Raw genomic sequence first — 18,145 nt, 5'->3', positions numbered from 1 at the left:
GGGCGGAGGACGCAGTGCAGCAGATCGGGTCCAGGGTCGGAATGCGACTGATCCACATCACCGGCACTGAGTACCGCGGATCAACTACCTACCGCTACTACCAGATCCAGACCGCCTGGGTCGACCGGCCGCCTGAGGGGGTCCAAATTGGGTACCTGCGGTGCGCCACGTGCGGTGACATGGTCGGCTTCCGCCTACACAGTGAGGCAGGTGCGAAGGCACGCCAGCGGCGGTGGCTCGCTATCGCGCTCATCGCGGGCGCGGTGCTTACGGTGTCTATCGCGCTTACGGTGATGATGATTCGGGGCGATGAGAGCGCAAATCAAACTCTCCTGCCCAGCGCCTTTTCGATGGTTGCGCTGTTGTGGTCGGTCATCCTCCTCCGCCAGGAGGATGGCGTGACGCCCGCTCGCCGGGAAAGCGGTCCACACCACTTCAAGCCACTGAACCCGCGTGCTGCGCGGTCCAAGCCACCCGCAACCGACTGGCCTGTCCGTGCGGAGTTCATCTTCTATGACTCAGATCCACTCGACCCCTGAGTTCGGGTCGGCGCCAATGTGCTGTGCCGGCCAAGGTTGAGAGTCGCCCATCCCCCGCCTCTCACCAATCCACCTTCGTGCCCGGCGGCAGGCCGTACTCGTTGGTCTTCGGGTCGCCGCGTTCGCAGAGGAACGCGAGGAGCACGATGGGCCCGATCAACGGGACAACGGACCAGAACCACGACCAGCCGGTCCGGCCACAGTCGTGCATCCTGCGCACGAAGACGCCAAGCGTCGGCACGAACAGGAACAGCCACACGAGGAGGACGATCGGGAACTCCAGTGCGATGGTCAGGGCGATGCTGGGTGCGTAGCAGATGATGCCGAAGAGGATGAACCACCAGTACTCGGACCGAGAGGCCCGGCCCTCCCAGGAAAAGGTCTGCGCCAGGCCGTGCTGAACCGCTTCCGAGAAGCTCACCATCGCCCACCTCCGCGTCATTGCCGTCGACGAGCACGGTAAGACGCCCCGGTGGGGACCCCTCCCGACGTAGCAGTCGGGCCCGCGCAGCCTCACATCCGGGATCTCAGCACGTCGACCTCACAGCCCGGCGCGAAGGGGTCGAAGCCGTGCTCGGCCAGCCAGCGAACTGCCAGCAGGCTTCGCAACGACCACCACGCGTGGATCACGTCGAGGTCGATGTCGGTGCCATAGCCGGCGATGACGTCGTCGAGGTGCTCCTCGTGTCCGAGCGTGAAGGTGGCGAGGTCGTACAGGGCGTCCCCCTGGCCCGCCTCGGACCAGTCGATGATGCCGGTGACCTCGTCGCCGTCGACGAAGACGTGCGCGATCTGCAGGTCGCCGTGTGTGAACGCCGCAGTCCACGGCCGGAGCGCGGCCTCGGCGACCTGGCGGTTGCGGGTGACCAGGTCGGCGGGCAGGACGCCGTTCGTCACGAGCAACTCGCACTCGTCGTCGAGTTCTGCCGCCAGCGCGACGATGCTCCGGCCGGCCCGGCCCGGCAGGGGCGGCAGGGGCGCTTCGTGCAGCTTCCGGATGGCGGCGCCCGCCGCGGCCCACGCCGCCGGCGACCCGGTCGACGGCCCGCCCAGGCGCCCGAGCGTCGTCCCCGGGAGTGCGGCGATCGCGAGCACGGACGGCTTGTGCCACAGGACCTCCGGGGTCGGGACCGGCGCGAGGGACATCGCCTCGACCTCGACGTCGATGCGCGCCTGATCGGCGTCCACCTTCAAGAACACGTCACCGACGCGCAGAGTCGCGCGCTCGGAATGGGCGACTACGACTTTGACCTCATCCATGGGCGACCAGTATCCCGGGGATGATCGCCGACGTCGCCGGGTTTATCGCGTGGCTCCCAAGTCCGCGTGAACAGCCAGGGTTTGGGCCTGCTCTTCTATTGCGTGGATGAAGGCAGGGCGCGCACCGCCCACAGTGTGCCGTTGCCGTCGAGGAGCGCGATGGAGTCGCCGCTCGCGGCAGGCTCGCCCATGGCCGTGCTGTCGAACTGGCCTGTCCAGAGCGTGCGGCCGTGCTCCGCTGCGACGATCCGCACGCTGGTCCAGTGCTGGAACACTCGTGCCTGTCCTGTCCCGGAGAGCAGGGCGTATTTGCCGGTGGTCTGCACTCGCTGAGTATCGGCGTCCCACCGTTTTGTGCCGTTGTCGGCGGCCAGGCACACCAGTCCCGATCCCGTGGGCAGGACGAACCCGCCCGGCACGCTCGTCGTCGCCCGTTCCTTCAGGTCAACCTCTTGGTACGTACGGCCGTAGGTCCAGGTCTGCTCGCCGGTGAGTCCGTTCAGGGCGGTCGGTTTCCGGCGGGACCCCGCGGGCAGCGGGAGGAACACCGTGGTGCCCGACACCAACTCGTCGAGCGGCTGGTAGGCCGCGCTGCTGAAGTCCGGTTTGGTCTTCTGGAACGGGCTGCGCCACATCACCTCACCTGTGTCCGCCTTACGGCAGACGAGGTCGACGGGGACCGTCCTGCCGGTCTCGTAGCAGAGCAGACCCTCTCCCAGGGGCTGCGCCAGGTCGCCGTGCGGCTCGAAGTCGGAGCGTGTCCACAGCTCCTTGCCCGTCTTGCCGAGTACTGCGATTCCGCCGCTGCAGAGGATCAGGTCGCCGGCCAGGATCCATGTGGCGTCGTAGGGGGAGGATGCGTCGATCGCCCATCGCGTGTGGCCGGTGCGTGCATCGATTCCGGTCACCGTACCGCCGTCTCCGGTGATCAGCAGGCCGCTGGGCCGGTGCACATCCAACCCCAAGGCACCGGTGGAGACCGGCAGCTGCCACCGGCGCTCGCCAGTGGCGGCGTCGAAGGCGTGCACCTGTCCGTCTACGTCATCGGGGCCCTGGGTCAGGGCGAGTAGCGTGCCGCCGATGACCGTGAAGCGTGCCTTCCGGGTCCAGGCCGCGTTGAGGGACGCCTTCCACAGACGCTTACCGGTGGCAAGGTCGAAGGTGTGGAGCGCGGCGGTCTCCTTGTAGTAGTGACCGGCGGCCACATGACAGCGGCCGTCGGCCAGGACGACGTCCGGACCGTCGGAGTTGATCACGTCGACGTCTGCGATCTTCTGCGACCAGGCGACCGGGTCCCGCTTCGGGTCGCCGGTCAGGTACATCGCCGCCGCCCCTCCGGCGACCGCGACCGCGGCGACGCCCGCGCCCCTCTGAAGCAGGCTGCGCCGGCTCATGCCTGTTCCATCGGACGGCCCGGCCGGCGCCTGAACCGTGGATGCCGCCGCGAGATCGTCGGACACGGAGGCAGCCGAGGGCGCTGAGCTCGCCCCGTCCTCCTCCCGGTCGACGACGGTGGGGGTGTAGGGACGGGCCGCGGGTACGGCCTGCCGCACAGCACCGAAGCGCCGCAGCTCGTCGGCGAGCACGGCGGCCGATTCGTATCGCTCGCGCGGGTCCTTGGCCAGCAGCCGGCCGACCAGACGGTCCCATGGAGCGGAGACGCCGGGCACGAGGCTGCTCGGCGCGGGGGCCGGATCGTGAAGGTGCGCCGTGACATACCCGAGGGTGTCCGGGGCGACGAACGGCAGCCGCCCGGTGAGCAGTTCGAACAGCACACACCCGAGGGAGTACAGGTCGCTGCGCTGCTCGGGGCGCCCGCGTGCCTGCTCCGGTGCCATGTACGCGGCCGTGCCCACCATGAACCCGGTCTGGGTCAGCCGGTCACCGGTGGCCGAGGCGTCGGCGGCGCGGGCGATCCCGAAGTCGAGCACCTTCAGGCTGCCCGAGGCCGCGACGAACAGATTTGCGGGCTTGATGTCGCGGTGGAGGATGCCGGCGGCATGCGCCTCACCCAGCGCGTCGCACACCTGCGCCCCCCACCGCGCCACCTCCTCCTCGCCGACCGGTCCACGCCGGACAACGGCGTCCAAGCCCTCGCCCCGCAGCAGTTCCATCACGAGAAACGGCGTCGTGCCCTGGCCGGTGGCTGCCTCACCGAGGTCGTGGACGGTCACGATATGGGGGTGCTGAAGCGCGGCGGTGATCCGCGCCTCCCGCAGAAAACGTGCGCGCGCCTCCTCGGCCCGGCTGCCGCCACCCGCAAGGACCGAGATCATCTTGACCGCGACCGGCCGCCGTAGACTGGCGTCCTGCGCCTCCCACACCTCCCCCATCCCGCCGCGCCCCAGCGGGCGCACCAGGCGGTAGCGGTCAGCGAGTATCAGATCCCGGTCGTCCACAGCCCCAAGTCCCCCGGCGGTAAGCGGATTTCTCTCGGCAGCGTTGATCGTAGACCGTGGCCCCCGATGACCCAGGACCCGGGCGACAGCAGACATCGCCCGTCCGCTCTCGCGCAGACGCGCACCGGTCACCGGGTCACCGGGTCACCGGGTCACCGGGTCACCGGGTCACCGGGTCACCGGGTCACCGGGTCACCGGGTCACCGGTCCGGTGCTCCTTGCGGTGCCCCAACCGGCCGACCCTCCCCTGCGCCTGCCACGTCTCGGCGAGATCAGGTCACGAGGTCCTGGATCAGTTCTTCCAGCGTGGCGCTGACCTCTTCCGGTTCCGTGAGTAGGGCCAGATGGTGGGCCTTGCGACGGGTGACGCGCCATCCTTCGTGCTCGGCCTGGTCGGCTGAGGCCGCATACGCGTCGCTCAGTTGCAGGTAGGCACTGTGAGCGGGAGGAGGGGCTGGGCATTCGGGGGCGGGCTCGTCGAAGTAGGCCAGGGGGACACGGGGGAGTTCTTCGCTGAAGCGCCTTCGCAGAGCGGGGTCGGGCAGGAGTTCCTCGATGGTGCCCGGCGGGAACCATTCGTTCCAGGGTGGCAACATCCCCTGCCTGGTGAGCCCGCGCAGCTGATCCCGTAATTCCGTCGGCACGGTGTCGAACCAAGCGCGGCCCGGATGTGGCAGCAACGCGTCGACGAAGACCATGCCGACGACCGTCGCGGTCGTCGTCCCCGTAGTCGTAGTTGTAGTCGTAGTTGTAGTTGTAGTCGTCTTCGCCGTCGCGTGAGCGATCGCCGGCAGCAGGGCGCCGGCGCCACTGTGGCCGACGAGAACGATCCGCTCGCCGCCTTGCCGAGCGATGTCATCGGCGACGGTGGCGGCGAGCCTCGGGTAGTACGGTCCGGCGTCCTCGAACACCCCTGCCAGGGAGGGCGCTGTCATGTGTCCGCGCGCGCCCAGCAGTTGTGCGACTGGCTGCCATGTCGAAGCGCCTACGAGAGGGCTGTGCACCAAGATCAGGTTCAGTGGTCCTCGCATGGCAACAAGTACATGCGACTACGAACGTCGGGCGGTAGCGTCCGTCAGCATGGCGACCGGCACGCTGAAGAAATTACGGTCCGAGCTGAGGGACCAGGCAGAGCCCAATGTCCGGGCGCAGCAGGTGCGGGTGCTCAGCCCCGCGGACGACGACCAACTGCTCGGCGTACGCGTTCCGGTGATACGCAAACTGGCCCAGCGGTACCGGGAGTTGCCGCTGGAGGACGTGGACGTTCTGCTGCACAGCCGGGTGCATGAGGAGCGGTTCGCCGGTCTGCTGGTCCTGGCCGAGCAGGTGCGGAGCGCCCGGGGTGCCGACCGGAAGGCGCTGGTCGATTTCTATCTGGCACGCACCGACTGCGTGGACGACTGGGATCTGGTGGACGGTTCCGCGCATGTCGTGCTGGGGCCGTGGCTCCTGGACGGAACGTCGGACGTGATCGACGTGATGGACGTGCTGGCCGGGTCGGCGTGGCTGTGGGATCGCAGGATCGCCGTGGTGGCCACGTTGGCACTGATCCGAGCCGGCCGCTTCGAGCCGACCTTCCGACTCGCACACAGGCTGCGCCAGGATCCGGAGCCGCTGATCCACAAGGCGCTGGGATGGATGTTGAGGGAGATCGGCCGCCGGGACGCGCAGGTGATGGTGGACTTCCTCGACCGGAATCTCGGCGAGCTGCCCCGAATCACTGTGCGGTACGCGACCGAGCGCCTGGCGCCGGGCCTGCGGGCCCGGTTCGTGAAGACGCGTTAGGTACTCCTGATGCCCAGATGACGTAGACGTAGACGTAGACGAGGCTCCCGCGCCCGGTTCTCACTCCACCGGTCCGAGCGTTGGTCCAACGTGGCCAGGGGGCGGGAGACGGCGACCGCGGCGCCTGGGATAGCGTCCCCCTCACTCCGGACAAGTGAGAGGGATGGCGTGCGAGTTCAGGTGCGTGGGCGGGGTGCCCGCCGGTGGTTCACCTTCGGGGCGATCGCGTTCGGGGCGCTGTTCTTGGTCGTCGGGGTGATCCTGGCGGGGGTGTCGGTGTCGTTCCTGGCGGATGCGGAGCGTGCCCAGGGCACGGTGGTGGCGCTGGAGTGGCGCAACGACCACAACGGCGGATCCTTCAAGAAGCGGAAGGACGACAAGCCCGCGGCGTACCCGGTGGTCGAGTTCACATCGGCGGACGGCACGCGGAGGACGTTCCGGAACTCGACGGGTGCCAATCCACCGGCGTACGAGGAGGGCGAGCGGGTCGAGGTGCTGTACCGCGCCGATTCCCCCGATGACGCGCGAATCAACGGGTTCGCCTCGCTGTGGCTGCTGCCGCTGATCTTCGGTGGGATCGGGCTGGTGATCGCGGGGATCGGGACGGGCGTTGCGATGGCGACGCGGGGGCGTTCCTAGGCCGTGTGAACCGGTCAGCCATGCCCTCGACTGTCGCCTGGCCGATGCCTCCAACTTACTGTCGAGGCTGCTCCGCCGGTGCTTCCTCGGCAGGTTCGCCGTCCGAGCTTCCGGGCTGTCCGCTGCGGGGTGCACCGTCGACCCGGTCGGCGGTCTGCGATGCGTGGGTGCCGGCGTCCTCCGCCTCGCGGACCTCCTTGATGGCGGCGTTCTCCGGGTCGAGCGTCGCATCGGTGGGCCTGCCCACCTCCGACAGGGTCATCTGGGCACGATCGTCGACCAGGCGGGTCACCAGGTGCTGCGCGGCGCCGAAGACCGCCGCCCAGGCGAGGACCTGCGCCCTGCTGTCCAGGTCGCTGAGTCCGGGGAGGAAGGCGCCCCTGATCAGCAGCACTCCGAGGAAGGCCGACAGCGCGCCGGTGGGGAACTTCAGGACCGCCGACGCCAGCGGCAACATATAGGGGGCGCTGGTGCCCCGTATGCGGCGCAGCGAGGCGATGACCGTGAGCGCCGCGCCGGCCAGCCCGGCGATCTCGACGGTGAGGATGTCCCTCGGCAAAGCCTTGCTGCTGGGACTCGTGCCTGTCGGCACGCCGGGGTACTCCATGCTGGGGCACACGATGGCCATCTGGTTCGCGCCGCCCGGGCTGACCTTGGGCGTGAAGCACATGCTCAGCGAGCTGGGGGAGAACCAGCCGTAGAGGGCGATGCCCGTGACGCCGAGAAAGACGACGAACGTGGCGGTCCAGAGCATGTTGCGCAGGCTACGGACTCGGGCCAGTTCGCCATCCAGAGCGTTGTACGCGCCGCTGAGCGCCTGGGCCAGGAGGTCCCTGTCGCCCGGCGCCATGTTGCCGGAAGCGATGTGACGGATCCGCTGGGCGAGTCTGAGGCGCCGCGGGTCGTCCTTGTGCAGATGGCGCTTGACCAGCGCCATGACCTCGCTGGCGCGGCCGACGACTTCCGCTTCGGAGACCAGTTGGAGCAGCAGCACCTCGGCGCCGCGCAGGTTCGACCAAACGCCTTCGAGGGCGGTGGAACCCGACCATGGCCGCCGCCATCCGAATTTCTCGTCCGCCGCGAAGCGGGCCTTTTCCAGATGGCTTACCGCTCCCTCGATGAGGGCCTTGCGGTCGCCGGGACACGGCCCGACATTCTCACGATTCAGCTGCGCCTCGAGATAGGTGATACGGGTCCTGGCCCGTGCGCGCCATGCCGACCGCGGGGGTTGGTGACGCAGCCCTGTCGCGATCCGTCGGCGCGTACGGGCCGACAGGTCCTCCGGGACCGCCACGGAATGGTCCATCGCCAGTCTCCGTTGGTTCCCGGGGACGAGTTATTCACTCGAAAATTGCGGGCACATGGAGTCTGTCCCACGACTGCCGTCCGGGAATTCCGTCCGCGTCCGCGCCTGAGAAGCCGAGCTTGCGCTGGAACTTGGCGTAGGACTTCCGGTCCGCCTCGCTCCACCGGGAGTCGGGTCCGTCGGCGTACGCCGAGCAGCCCTCCTCGATGAGGCGGTTGCCCATGGCCTCGATGACCGGGCTACTCACGGTCGGCTGGAAGAAGTCCTTGCCCGGGTAGGGCTCGAACTCGCCGTCAGGCTCTTCGCCGGGTGGGGACACGCGGACCCGCTGTCCCGGGTGAATGAGATTCGGATTGGTGATCTGGGGGTTCCACTTCCTGATCTGGGCCAGCGTCACGTGGAACCTGGTCGCTATCGCGGAGAGCGTATCGCCCTTCTGTACCACATAGAACTCGGTTGTCTTCATACGGCCATTCTAGTGAGATGTCGAGAATGGCGCGACAGGGAGAAATGGAGCGGCGAACGCGATTTGTTGAACATTCTTAAATTGAAATACGGAACTCTACGAACAGCCGTAGTTCTTCCCGGTGTTCAGTTCGCCGGCGGCAGCAGCGTCCCCAACGGCCCCAGATCCAGGTTGAGGTCTTCGATGCGCAGGTCGTAGCGGGCGCAGAGATCTTGCATACGGTCGTGGAGGAGCATCAGGGTCAGGCCGACGCGCTCTTCCTGTTCCTCTGTGAGGTCGTCGTTGTCGACTCGGTGGAGGGCCTGACGTTCCATCAGCTGACGGAGGAGTTCGACGACGGTCAGGACGAGTTTGACCAGGTCGCGCTCGACGGTGTCCGGGTCGGTGGACAGGCGGCGGTGGGCGGTGCGGGTGTCCGGGGGTGGGGGCATGAAGGCCTCACAGCAGGGGGGTGGGGTGGGCCGCGTCGGTGGTGTCGGTGGTGTCGACGGTGTGGACAGTGTTGACGGCGGCGGAAGCGGCTGCAGCGACGGGGGCTATGACAGCGCGGAGGTCGATGCGGACGAGGTCGACGTCGGCGATGGACAGGACGAGGTCGCCGCTGAGGACGACGCCGCCTTGGAGCAGGCGGTCGAGGAGGTCGATGAGGGCGACGGGGCGGCCGGCAAGGGAGTTGGCGGCGAGGGAGTTGGCGGTCACTGAGCGGGCTCCGGGGGGAGGGCGAAGGAGTACGGCGCCCAGGGGCCGGTCACTTCCAAGTGGACACCGGGGAGGCCCTCGGCGGCTGCCAGGGCGCGGGTGCGGAAGTCGTCTACGCGATCGACGGGGACGAGGTAGGTGTCGTTGCTGACGTTGGTGCCGGGGGTCGGGCCGGCGAGGTCGCCACGCTGGGGGCGGTGGGCGACGCGGTCGACGGCCAGGGTGCCGAGCGTGTCGGTGAGGCGGGCGGCGACCTGGGTGGCCGCGTGCCAGGCGTCCTCAGCGGTGCGGCGCTTGCGGCGGCGTGCGGCTAGGTAGGTGCGGCCGGGGGTTGGGGTTGGGGTTGCGGGCGGGGTCTGGGGTTGGGTCGGGGGCGGGGTCGAGGCCTGGGTCGGGGCCTGAATCGGGACCGGGGCCTGAGCCGGAGTCGAGGCCTGAGCCGGGACCGGGGCCTGAGCCGGAGCCGAGGCCTGAGCCGGGACCGGGGCCTGAGCCGGAGCCGAGGCCTGAGCCGGGACCGGGGCCTGAGCCGGAGTCGAGGCCTGAGCCGGGACCGGGGCCTGAGCCGGGACCGGGGCCTGAGCCGGAGCCGAGGCCTGAGTCAGGACCGGGGCCTGAGCCGGGACCGGGGCCTGAGCCGGAGCCGAGGCCTGAGCCGGGACCGGGGCCTGGGTCGGGGCGGACTGCACGGTGTCCGGGGTCTCCGCGCTCCCCGACGTCCTCGCGCTCCCCGACGTCCCCGCGCTCCCCGAGGTCTCCGGGGTCCCCCCGCTCCCCGCGACGGCGTAGATCTTCACGCCGAGTTCCACGTGACCCGTCAGGCGGTCCAACAGGGGCAAGAAGTCGTCGCGGCGGGCCTCGAGGGTCTGTCGGACGCGGTCCTCGTCGCGGTAGACGGTGGCCAGGCGCAGCGGCAGGACGGTGCCGAGAGCGGCGAGGGCCGCTACGACGGCGTGGTGGGCGCGGGCCGTGGATTCCAGCCAGCGCAGGTCTTCCAGGTGGGCCTTGAGGGGTGCCTCGTCGAAGTCCGCGGCCGGGACGGGGCCCACAGCCGCGGCCAGGGCCAGCTCCGGGGTACGGTCCGCGGACTCCACCAGGCGTATCGGCCCGCCGGCGACGCCGCGCAGGCCGGCGACCACCTCGTCGGCATCCGGCGTACGGCGCAGGATCGCGTACGCGTAGACGATGTCCGTGTCGGTCATGGGTCCGGTCATGGGTCCAGGCTCCTGTCGGCCGCCCGCAGCGCGGCTATCTCGGCGTGCAGGCGTTCGTTCTCCTCAGCCAGGGAGCGGTCCGGGTGGCCGGTCCCGGAGGAGAGGGAGGGATCGTGTTCCCACCAGTCGATGCCCATCTCCTTGGCCTTGTCGACGGAGGCGACGATGAGTCGCAGTTTGATGGTGAGCAGCTCGATGTCGAGCAGGTTGATGCGGATGTCCCCCGCGATCACCACACCCTTGTCGAGGACTCGTTCGAGGATGTCGGCGAGGTTGGCGGCCTGGCCGCCGGGACCCTGGCCGCCGGGACCCGGGCTGCCGAGTCCTTGGCCGCCGAGTCCGCCTGTTATCGGTTGTGTCATGGTCGGGGGGCTCGCCTCCGCGCGGTGATCTCGTCGAGTCGGTCCAGCAGTTCGTCCTCGCGGCGCTCGTACTCGTCCTCGTCGATCCGTCCGTCCAGCAGGGCTCGTTCCAGTTGGGTGAGGGCCTGCCGGACGGGTGCCGGGTCGTAGTACTCCGCCTCGGCGGCGTTGAGTACCTGCTCGGCGGCCCAGAGGGTGGTGCGCAGGGGCGCGAGGGGGAGGGTGAGGATGCCGGTCAGCAGGCCCATGGGTCAGGCGGCGAAGCTGTACGGAGGCAGGGGGCCGCGCAGCCGGAAGTCGTAGGCCTCGCCGTATTCGCCCGCCAGCCGCTGTCCGGCTTCGGTGAACTCGCGGGCGTGGGCGCGTTCGACGAGGAACGACACGTTGAGGAAGTCGTCCTTCGCCGGGGCGGCCTCGACCCTGGCGCGGGCCAGGCCGGACAGTTGCTCGACGACCTGGTCGGCCAGCAACCGCTGCCGGGCCTCGACCTGCCCGGCCACCAGCTCTCCGAGGGCGACGCGGTCCTCGTAGGTGCCGTTGCCGTCGCGGGTGCGCTCGTTGAGACGGCGAGCCTCGTCGGACTCGGTGAGCACCTCGCGCAGCAGGTCGTCCAGGGCGCGTGCGGCCTTGAGGTTGAACTCGGTGGTGCCGTGCAACTCGGCGAGCCTTCGGGTGTACTCCTCGCCCTTCTCCTCCAGGGCCTTCCCTACGGCGGCGGCGTCGGGGGCGAGCAGGCCGAACCTCATGGGGAGGACGGCTCCGTCGGCCATCAGCCGTTCCTGTAGCGCCTGGTGGGCGGCGAGGTCACGGCGCTTGGGACGCAGCTGCGGGGGTGCGGGGCTGACGACGGCGGCGAGCCCGCCGCGGACGACCGTACGCAGGGAACCGTCGACGTCGACGTCGCTGACGCCGACGCCGACGCCGACGCCGACGCCGACGCCACCGACGGTCCGCAGGCCGTCGAGTCTCAGGGGGTGGTCGGAGCTGGTGATGGCGTAGATGTAGACGGGCGATTCCGGCGTCGGTTCCGGGGTCAGGTGGGTCTGATCCGCCGGGGGTTCGGTCGGCGGGACGCTGTTCACCGCTCCTCCTCCTTGTCGTCGCCGTCGAAGACATCGCTGATCGCGTCGATGGCGCCGCTGATCGCGCCCCCGGTCTTGCCCCTGGCGCCGCTCTCGACGATGTTGCCGACGAGGTCCGTGAGCTTGTCGGGGGCCTTGCGGCCCGACTCCAGGTCGAGGCGGTTGCAGGCCTCGGCGAAGCGGAGGTACGTGTCCACGCTGGCGATGACGATCCGTACGTCGATCTTGAGGATCTCGATACCGACCAGCGAGACCCGGATGAACACGTCGATGACGAGCCCACGGTCCAGGATGAGTTCGAGGATGTCGTAGAGGCCGGCGGTCCCCGAACCACCCGAGGCGGCTGCGGGTTGCACCCCGCCTGTCTGCGTCATGACGGTCACGGTTCGGGTTCCCTTCGGCTGCGCTCCGTTCGCGGCGTGACACCGGGCGGCTTCGCCTGCCCCGGCGTCCACGGTCGGTACGGCACCGGGTAATCGGACGGTGCCGTGCCGCTTTTACGTACGGGCGCGGTGGCGGCCGTGTTCACCGCCGGGTGGGTCGCTGAAGTGCTAGCGCCCACGGTCGAGTTGGCCGCGGGCGTAGCGGCGCACCCGTTCGTAGCCGAGGAGTTGGCCCTGGGCGTCCAGGGTGACCCGGTAGCTCGCCATGATGGTCATGGTGTCGGGGACCCGTTCCAGCTCGACGACCTCCACGTCGGCCGTCCAGCCGTCCGGTGCCGGCCGAAGGGCGGAGACGGACTCCGGGGTGGTACCGATCAGCTCGGCGAGTTGGGTCGCCGCGCCGCGCATGGCCTGGGCGGCGGTCGCACGGCCGGAACGGCCTGCCGTGTCATCTGGCGTGTTCCCTGTCGAATTGGGGGAGTTCGGCGCGTCCGGGGCGTCCTGGTTGATGCTTGTCATGCCCCTACCGTGCCAAGTCCGCCGCCTGTGTGGGGAGCGGATGCCACATCGGCCTGTACGAGATGTCATCGACGGAAGCTCAATCAGACCGGCGCCGTGCGGTGGTCAACTCCCTGCTTCTTCAATGCGCTTTGATGTGGGAGACGGGCTACCGAAGCCGGCGTCGGCTAGCGCCTGCCCGGACCGACAGGGATGGACCTGCGGGACCGTTCGTCAATGCTGATGCCACCCTTCGAGATGACGGAGCAACGGACGGACCTGCGGGTACCGACACCCGGTTGGCCCTTCGCGGTGGCGGGGCGACGGACAGACCTGCGTGTACCTATGCCCGGAGTGCCGCCCTTCGCAGTGGCGGGGCGACTGACAGACCTGCGTGTACCAACGCTCGGACCGCCGCCCTTCGCCGTGGCCGGGCGGTGCACGGGCCTGCGGGAACCGACGCCCGGAGAGCCTTTGCAACGGCCGCCGATGCCAGGGCCGCCCTTCGCAGTGGCGGGGCGACTGACAGACCTGCGGCTATCGACGCCCGGACCGCCCTTCGCAGTGGCGGGGCCGTGCACGGGCCTGCGGTTACCAACGCCCGGAGTGCCTTTGCAACGGGTGCCGACGCTCGGACCGCCCTTCGCAGTGGAGGGGCGACTGGCAGACCCGCGGGTACCCATGCCCGGACCGCCCTTCGCCGTGGCGGGGCAGCGAACAGCTGTACCCGGGTCAGGGGCGAGGTGAGCCTCGGTCCCCACCTCAGGTTCCATAAGCGCGATCATGTGTGCGGTCCTTCCGACGTCGAAGCGGATTGCGGATTCCGGCACTGCTGCGAACGTAGGCAGCGGCAGGTCAGCCGGGCTGCCTCTGTCCAGGGCCGATGGGGCCGATGGGACGGACGACGAGATGCCGCGGGCGGCCTTCTGCCTCGTCGTCTGCGTCACCCCTCCCGGTGCCGGCTCGCTCATCGTCTGCTGACAGCACGCCGGCGGAAACCTGGAAGGTTATAGGGCAGAGACGATGCCGTCGGCGCCGAAGACGAGGAAGCGGTCGAAGTCGGCGGCGAACCAACGGTCGTGGGTGACGGCCAGGACCGTGCCGGAGAAGGCCGTCAGGCCCTAATCCTGCTCCGCGAACTGTCCGGCGCGACGCTGTCCGCCTGACAGGGTGAGGGACGCCGGCGATCAGCAGCCCCGCCCGATTGCGGCCGGCGCCGGCCTACAGGCGCGGCACGGTCAGCCCGGCTGGCGTAGTCCCGCGACGAGGAGCGCGACCAGTCGGCGCGCGTCGTAGTGGGGGTCGCTGTCGGCGCCGATGCAGAGGTTTCCGATGCCGTGCATGAGCTGGAGGGCGTCGAGGTCGGAGTGGATCTCACCGGCGGCGGCAGCGGCGTCGAGGAGCTGGGTGCACACCGGCAGGAGGCGGTCGAGGAAGTAGGCGTGCAAGGTCTCGAAGCGGGCGTTGTCGGCCTGTAGCGCGGCTGCGAGGCCGTGCTTGGTGACCAGGAAGTCGACGAAGAGGTCGACCCATCGCCCGAGGGCGGCGTGCGGTGTCGGGCTGGTCGCCAGCAGGGCGGGCCCGGCTTCGGCGCAGGCGTCCACCTGGTGGCGGTAGACGGCGATGACGAGGTCCGCCCGCGTCGGGAAGTGGCGGTAGATCGTGCCCATCCCGACGCCGGCCTTGGCCGCGATGTCGCGTACCGGCGCTTCCACGCCCGAGGTGACGAAGACCGTGGCGGCCGCCTCCAGCAGGGCCTGGCGGTTGCGCTGGGCGTCCTTGCGCTTGGATCCGGCTGCGCTTCCCGCGCTCTGGCCGCTGTCGTTCACCGCGACGCTCCTTCCGTGAGATTGCAAAGCGGAACCGTGTTCCGTATCGTTAGCGGAGCGCGGTTCCGTTTCGCCATGATGACAGACCAGGCGCAGACCAGGCGCAGGCCAGGCGCAGACCAGGGGCCGGGCCGCCCGAAGAAACCTCACGAAAGACGAAAGGCATTCTCATGTCCGACATAAACGACACACCAACCATGGTGATATCTGCCAAGCCGGTAGTCCTGTCCGCCCCGGGCCGCGGTGAGGACCTCCAGGTCCGCATATCCGCCCCGGCGACCGAAGATGCCGCCTTGCCCGTCATCGTCTTCTCGCACGGTTTCGGGGCCTCGATGAACGACTACGCCCCACTGGCGGACTTCTGGGCCGCCCAGGGCTTCGTGGTCCTTCAGCCCACCCACCTCGACTCCAGGACGCTCGGCCTCCCTGCCGAGGACCCCCGTACGCCGCGGATCTGGCGCTTTCGTATCGAGGACCTCAAGCGCGTGCTGGACGAGCTCGACGTTCTGGAAGCCTCCGTGCCGGGCCTCGCCGGGCGCCTCGACCGCAGCCGCATCGCTGTGGCCGGCCACTCCTGGGGAGCCCAGACGGCGAGTACGCTGCTGGGCGCACGCATCCTCGACTCCGGCGGCGTTCCCGGCGAGGACATGTCCGACCCCCGCGTCACTGCGGGCGTGCTGCTCGCCCTGACCGGCCTGGGCGACGAGCTGACTCCCTTCGCCGCCGAGAACTTCCCCTTCATGAAGCCGTCCTTCGACAACATGACCGTGCCGGCGCTCATCGTCGCCGGGGACAACGACCAGTCCCTGCTGTCCACGCGCGGACCGGACTGGTTCACCGACCCCTACACCTACAGCCCGGGGAACAAGAGCCTGCTCACGCTGTTCGGGGCAGAGCACTCGCTCGGAGGCATCAAGGGGTACGAGGCCGCCGAGACAACGGACGAGAATCCCGCACGCGTCGCGCTGATCCAGCAGCTCACCTCGGCCTTCCTGCACAGCGCCCTCTCCCCCGAGAACACCAGGGACACCAGGGACACCAGCTGGAAGGCTGCGGCCACCGCACTGGACGAAGACCCCAACCCATTGGGGAAGCTACAGATCAAGTAGGCGAGCCTCAGGACGGAGGCGCCTGTTCCTGCCCTTGCCCGTTGTGTCCGGTGCGGCGAATGCGCACCGTGCCGGCGTCCAGGTCCACCTGGAAGGGCGGGTCTTGCGCCGGCCTGACGTTCTTGCGCACGCGTTCCTGTTCCATGGCGCGCTTGATGGCCTGGGCTCCGGGGTCTCCCGCCTGGATGAGGTCGGCGCCGATGGACGACAGCCCCTTGGTGCTGCGCCAGTAGATCCAGCCCCGAGCCTCCATCGCCAGCAGAACACGATCCGCCAGGAACGCGGCGACGCCCAGCGCGACGACTATGCCCGCAGCCCACAGCACTGTGTCCACCGGTCAGCGACCGCGCCTCAGTCGACCGACCCAGCGGCCGAGCCTCCGCCGCGACCGGCGAGGACGCGGCTGCGGTCGGCCATCCTCCGCCCCCGCCCGACCGGCTTCGCCGAGGCTTCGCCCCCAGTGACCGTCGGGCGACAGGATCGGCGCCTTGCGTTCTGCTTGGGCACGGATCTCCACGTACGACTCGTGCGACGTGATGCGGTACGCCTCCTCGAAGGAGGCCAGCGCCCCGCTCATGGCCCCGCCCGCGAGGCCGCGGCGTCGAATACGCGATGCCAGCCACACGAAGAAGCCCAGAGCCGCGGCAAGGACCCCCACGAAGATCAGGACCGGTAAGAACGCACTCATGGGCAAGAGCCTACGTCGCTGATGCTGGCGACCCTCCTGATGTCAGCCACCACCACCACCGCCGCCACCACCACCGCCCCGGTTATCGGCGCCCGACTGGCGGCCGGACGCCGATGACCGTCACGTCAGGCCGGTGTCATGACGCTCCCGCCGAGATGCCGGGCGAAGAACCGGACCGCGCTGTCGGCCTCGAACCTCGGCAGCTCCTTGTGCCGGCCCGCGTTGGCGTGCAACGTCTTTTCCGTCGAGGCGAAGGCGTCGAACAACGCGAGAGCGGAGGGGCGTGGGATGTGCTCGTCGTCCCACTGGAGCGTGAACTCGATCGGAATGGTGATCTGCTTCGCCGTCTCGGCCAGGGACTCGTGCCAGAAGATTCCGAAGACCGCGGCGGTGATCCTGGGTTCGATCGCCGTCAACGGCACCCCGATCGCGGTGCCCATGTTCAGGCCGTAGTAACCGACCGGCCCTTCGGCGCCGATCTCCGGCAGCTCCTGGAGGGCGTCCAGGGTCGCCTGCCACTCCGGTACGGCACGCTCGGCCAGGTGGGCGTTGTAAGGGACGACGATCGGGCCGACCGGCTCGCCCGCCTCCATCGCCCGCCGCATCACGGCGATCTCCTGCTCGTCGTGCGCCGTGCGCGGACGGTCGCCGTGGCCGGGCGCGTCGATGCACGCGACATGGAAGCCGCAGCCGGTCACGAGGAGGTGTGCACGGCCCGTCATCGCCGGCCACTTCTTGTGCGTGCCGCCACCGTGGCCCAGCAGCACCAGGGGCGCGCGATCGGAGCCGGATGCGGGCGACCAGAGCACGCCGGGGATCTCGCCCACCGTGAAGTCGCGTTCGACGACGCCGTTCGACGACGTCTCCGCAGTGAAATGCACTGAATTCATGGGTTGTTGCCTTTCGGAGTGCCTTGTCGAGGCGCTCCCGGCGACACCTACGTCAGTCGCCCGACCGTAACGAAGAGGGGGAGCACCCACACGGATACAGCGTTCATGGGGTCTCACCTCCTCGTACGACGTCACGGCGTTGCCGCACGCTACCAACCGAACGGCATCCGGCCCAACCGCTTTTCCGGGCCGGGCCGGCAGCCGGGCCAACCTGGCGCGGCACCTTCGGGAACGGACCCTCTGTGAGTTGCGGATAACATCCTGGTTTGCCCTGGTTCAGTCCCGGTAGAAGACTGGCCATGTAAGAAGTTTCGGATGTGTGCGGCTGCTGGGAGGCGTCATGTTCGTACGCACGGCTTACGTGACCGGTGATCCGGCAAACATCGACACGGCCATCGAGGGACTGAGCACGGAAGGCCGGGAACTGCTCGAGCGGCAGCCAGGGTTCCGCGGCTTCGGGATCTTCGTGGACCGGGAGCTCGGGAAACTTCTCACCGCGTCCTGGTGGGAGTCGGAGGAGGCCCGGAGAAACAGCGACGAGGCACTGCGCGAGCGGCGGGCGGCGCTCCTGGAGCGGTTCGCGGCGACAACGGCCATCGACAATTTCGAAGCGGTCGTCTTCCACCAGGTCCGGCAGCCGGAGGCGGGAGCGTGGCTGCGGGTCACCAGGGCGGAGTTCGACCCCTCGGACGCGGATCTGATCGCCGAGACGTTCCGGGCCACGGTGGTTCCCAAGCTCGAAACGGCCTCGGGACTGGCCAGGGCGTCCCTGCTGATCGACCGGGCCAGAGGGCGCGGGCTGGTCGGCACGCTGTTCACCGACCGTGAGTCTCTCGCCGCGTCCCGCGGCAGCCAGGCGGCAGCGAGGCATGAGGGCGCCGCCAAGGCCCATGTCACCGTGACCGGGCTGGAGGAATTCGAGGTCGTCTTCTCCGACGTGCGCGTCGACTGAGGCGACACAGGCAACACAGGCAACACCGGCAACACAGGCAACGGG

22 protein-coding genes and 1 pseudogene are annotated in these 18,145 nt (G+C 69.2%); 5 read left to right on the top strand and 18 right to left on the bottom strand.

Annotation, left to right across the window (positions count from 1 at the left end):
- Positions 1-14: 14 nt before the first annotated feature.
- A complete protein-coding gene (locus tag AB0I77_RS18765; protein ID WP_363283685.1) occupies positions 15-539 on the top strand; it encodes a hypothetical protein in 525 nt (174 codons plus the stop codon).
- A gap of 61 nt (positions 540-600) precedes the next feature.
- Here AB0I77_RS18765 and AB0I77_RS18760 read toward each other — a convergent pair whose 3' ends face one another.
- From AB0I77_RS18760 to AB0I77_RS18745, 4 genes are all read right to left on the bottom strand, one after another.
- Positions 601-963 carry a DUF805 domain-containing protein gene (locus AB0I77_RS18760; RefSeq protein WP_363283684.1) on the bottom strand — a complete coding sequence of 121 codons (363 nt, stop codon included), beginning with the start codon at positions 961-963 and terminating at the stop codon, positions 601-603.
- A gap of 89 nt (positions 964-1,052) precedes the next feature.
- Entirely contained in the window at positions 1,053-1,799 is a 747-nt protein-coding gene (locus AB0I77_RS18755; RefSeq protein WP_363283683.1) for a phosphotransferase, read from the bottom strand.
- Between the two features lie 95 nt (positions 1,800-1,894).
- The gene (locus AB0I77_RS18750) at positions 1,895-4,198 is read right to left on the bottom strand and encodes a PQQ-binding-like beta-propeller repeat protein (protein WP_363283682.1); all 2,304 of its coding nucleotides are present in this window, start codon (positions 4,196-4,198) and stop codon (positions 1,895-1,897) included.
- A gap of 272 nt (positions 4,199-4,470) precedes the next feature.
- Positions 4,471-5,229, bottom strand: a complete 759-nt coding sequence (locus AB0I77_RS18745; protein WP_363283680.1) for an alpha/beta fold hydrolase — start codon at positions 5,227-5,229, stop codon at positions 4,471-4,473.
- Between the two features lie 49 nt (positions 5,230-5,278).
- On the opposite strand from AB0I77_RS18745, the gene AB0I77_RS18740 reads away from it, so the two are divergent.
- A complete protein-coding gene (locus AB0I77_RS18740; protein ID WP_363283678.1) occupies positions 5,279-5,983 on the top strand; it encodes a DNA alkylation repair protein in 705 nt (234 codons plus the stop codon).
- 168 nt (positions 5,984-6,151) lie between these two features.
- Positions 6,152-6,622, top strand: a complete 471-nt coding sequence (locus AB0I77_RS18735; RefSeq protein WP_363283677.1) for a DUF3592 domain-containing protein — start codon at positions 6,152-6,154, stop codon at positions 6,620-6,622.
- Between the two features lie 55 nt (positions 6,623-6,677).
- On the opposite strand, the gene AB0I77_RS18730 is transcribed toward AB0I77_RS18735, so the two are convergent.
- The 11 genes and pseudogenes from AB0I77_RS18730 to AB0I77_RS18680 form a co-directional block, all read right to left on the bottom strand.
- Entirely contained in the window at positions 6,678-7,928 is a 1,251-nt protein-coding gene (locus AB0I77_RS18730) for a hypothetical protein (protein WP_363283676.1), read from the bottom strand.
- Positions 7,929-7,962: 34 nt separating this feature from the next.
- A complete protein-coding gene (locus tag AB0I77_RS18725) occupies positions 7,963-8,394 on the bottom strand; it encodes a peptidoglycan-binding protein (protein WP_363283675.1) in 432 nt (143 codons plus the stop codon).
- Positions 8,395-8,519: 125 nt separating this feature from the next.
- A pseudogene (locus AB0I77_RS18720) lies at positions 8,520-8,792 on the bottom strand (gas vesicle protein K); the annotation flags it as partial.
- Between the two features lie 40 nt (positions 8,793-8,832).
- A complete protein-coding gene (locus AB0I77_RS18715; RefSeq protein ID WP_363283674.1) occupies positions 8,833-9,093 on the bottom strand; it encodes a gas vesicle protein in 261 nt (86 codons plus the stop codon).
- On the bottom strand, positions 9,090-10,307 hold the full coding sequence (locus AB0I77_RS18710) for a GvpL/GvpF family gas vesicle protein (protein WP_363283673.1): 1,218 nt from the start codon (positions 10,305-10,307) through the stop codon (positions 9,090-9,092). Before AB0I77_RS18710 ends, AB0I77_RS18715 begins: the two co-directional genes overlap by 4 nt.
- Positions 10,304-10,669: a gas vesicle protein gene (locus AB0I77_RS18705; protein WP_363283672.1), complete on the bottom strand. Its 366-nt coding sequence runs from the start codon at positions 10,667-10,669 to the stop codon at positions 10,304-10,306. The genes AB0I77_RS18710 and AB0I77_RS18705 overlap by 4 nt, the downstream gene beginning before the upstream one ends.
- Positions 10,666-10,917 carry a gas vesicle protein GvpG gene (locus tag AB0I77_RS18700; protein WP_363283671.1) on the bottom strand — a complete coding sequence of 84 codons (252 nt, stop codon included), beginning with the start codon at positions 10,915-10,917 and terminating at the stop codon, positions 10,666-10,668. Before AB0I77_RS18700 ends, AB0I77_RS18705 begins: the two co-directional genes overlap by 4 nt.
- Positions 10,918-10,920: 3 nt before the next feature.
- Positions 10,921-11,706, bottom strand: coding sequence for a GvpL/GvpF family gas vesicle protein (locus tag AB0I77_RS18695; protein ID WP_363283802.1), 786 nt, complete (start codon positions 11,704-11,706; stop codon positions 10,921-10,923).
- Positions 11,707-11,747: 41 nt separating this feature from the next.
- Positions 11,748-12,134, bottom strand: a complete 387-nt coding sequence (locus AB0I77_RS18690) for a gas vesicle structural protein GvpA (RefSeq protein ID WP_363283670.1) — start codon at positions 12,132-12,134, stop codon at positions 11,748-11,750.
- A gap of 168 nt (positions 12,135-12,302) precedes the next feature.
- Positions 12,303-12,653 (bottom strand): gas vesicle protein, encoded by a 351-nt coding sequence (locus AB0I77_RS18685; RefSeq protein ID WP_363283669.1) that lies wholly within the window; start codon positions 12,651-12,653, stop codon positions 12,303-12,305.
- Between the two features lie 1,217 nt (positions 12,654-13,870).
- The gene (locus tag AB0I77_RS18680) at positions 13,871-14,461 is read right to left on the bottom strand and encodes a TetR/AcrR family transcriptional regulator (RefSeq protein WP_363283667.1); all 591 of its coding nucleotides are present in this window, start codon (positions 14,459-14,461) and stop codon (positions 13,871-13,873) included.
- Between the two features lie 170 nt (positions 14,462-14,631).
- On the opposite strand from AB0I77_RS18680, the gene AB0I77_RS18675 reads away from it, so the two are divergent.
- Positions 14,632-15,570, top strand: a complete 939-nt coding sequence (locus tag AB0I77_RS18675) for an alpha/beta fold hydrolase (protein WP_363283666.1) — start codon at positions 14,632-14,634, stop codon at positions 15,568-15,570.
- A gap of 7 nt (positions 15,571-15,577) precedes the next feature.
- Here the strand turns inward: AB0I77_RS18675 and AB0I77_RS18670 are convergent, their stop codons facing one another.
- From AB0I77_RS18670 to AB0I77_RS18660, 3 genes are all read right to left on the bottom strand, one after another.
- Complete coding sequence (locus AB0I77_RS18670; protein WP_363283665.1) at positions 15,578-15,904, bottom strand: hypothetical protein; 327 nt, start codon at positions 15,902-15,904, stop codon at positions 15,578-15,580.
- A 3-nt stretch (positions 15,905-15,907) separates the two neighbouring features.
- Positions 15,908-16,258 (bottom strand): hypothetical protein, encoded by a 351-nt coding sequence (locus AB0I77_RS18665; RefSeq protein WP_363283664.1) that lies wholly within the window; start codon positions 16,256-16,258, stop codon positions 15,908-15,910.
- Positions 16,259-16,383: 125 nt separating this feature from the next.
- The gene (locus tag AB0I77_RS18660; protein WP_363283663.1) at positions 16,384-17,148 is read right to left on the bottom strand and encodes an alpha/beta hydrolase; all 765 of its coding nucleotides are present in this window, start codon (positions 17,146-17,148) and stop codon (positions 16,384-16,386) included.
- Positions 17,149-17,467: 319 nt separating this feature from the next.
- Between AB0I77_RS18660 and AB0I77_RS18655 the strand changes: the two genes are divergently transcribed.
- On the top strand, positions 17,468-18,100 hold the full coding sequence (locus AB0I77_RS18655) for an antibiotic biosynthesis monooxygenase (RefSeq protein WP_363283661.1): 633 nt from the start codon (positions 17,468-17,470) through the stop codon (positions 18,098-18,100).
- Positions 18,101-18,145: the final 45 nt, after the last annotated feature.

The sequence above is a fragment of the Streptomyces sp. NPDC050619 genome, from assembly GCF_040654815.1.
Taxonomy (GTDB): Bacteria; Actinomycetota; Actinomycetes; order Streptomycetales; family Streptomycetaceae; genus Streptomyces.
The sequence above is the reverse complement of the archived record's forward strand: the minus strand, read 5'-3'. Positions and strand labels throughout refer to the sequence as shown.

What these genes read in the sequence shown, in the direction of transcription:
- AB0I77_RS18760 (WP_363283684.1), bottom strand. Translation starts at nt 963, where the DNA reads ATGGTGAGCTTCTCGGAAGCGGTTCAGCACGGCCTGGCGCAGACCTTT.
- AB0I77_RS18755 (WP_363283683.1), bottom strand. Translation starts at nt 1,799, where the DNA reads ATGGATGAGGTCAAAGTCGTAGTCGCCCATTCCGAGCGCGCGACTCTG.
- AB0I77_RS18745 (WP_363283680.1), bottom strand. Translation starts at nt 5,229, where the DNA reads ATGCGAGGACCACTGAACCTGATCTTGGTGCACAGCCCTCTCGTAGGC.
- AB0I77_RS18740 (WP_363283678.1), top strand. Translation starts at nt 5,279, where the DNA reads ATGGCGACCGGCACGCTGAAGAAATTACGGTCCGAGCTGAGGGACCAG.
- AB0I77_RS18730 (WP_363283676.1), bottom strand. Translation starts at nt 7,928, where the DNA reads ATGGACCATTCCGTGGCGGTCCCGGAGGACCTGTCGGCCCGTACGCGC.
- AB0I77_RS18725 (WP_363283675.1), bottom strand. Translation starts at nt 8,394, where the DNA reads ATGAAGACAACCGAGTTCTATGTGGTACAGAAGGGCGATACGCTCTCC.
- AB0I77_RS18710 (WP_363283673.1), bottom strand. Translation starts at nt 10,307, where the DNA reads ATGACCGGACCCATGACCGACACGGACATCGTCTACGCGTACGCGATC.
- AB0I77_RS18705 (WP_363283672.1), bottom strand. Translation starts at nt 10,669, where the DNA reads ATGACACAACCGATAACAGGCGGACTCGGCGGCCAAGGACTCGGCAGC.
- AB0I77_RS18700 (WP_363283671.1), bottom strand. Translation starts at nt 10,917, where the DNA reads ATGGGCCTGCTGACCGGCATCCTCACCCTCCCCCTCGCGCCCCTGCGC.
- AB0I77_RS18685 (WP_363283669.1), bottom strand. Translation starts at nt 12,653, where the DNA reads ATGACAAGCATCAACCAGGACGCCCCGGACGCGCCGAACTCCCCCAAT.
- AB0I77_RS18675 (WP_363283666.1), top strand. Translation starts at nt 14,632, where the DNA reads ATGTCCGACATAAACGACACACCAACCATGGTGATATCTGCCAAGCCG.
- AB0I77_RS18665 (WP_363283664.1), bottom strand. Translation starts at nt 16,258, where the DNA reads ATGAGTGCGTTCTTACCGGTCCTGATCTTCGTGGGGGTCCTTGCCGCG.
- AB0I77_RS18660 (WP_363283663.1), bottom strand. Translation starts at nt 17,148, where the DNA reads ATGAATTCAGTGCATTTCACTGCGGAGACGTCGTCGAACGGCGTCGTC.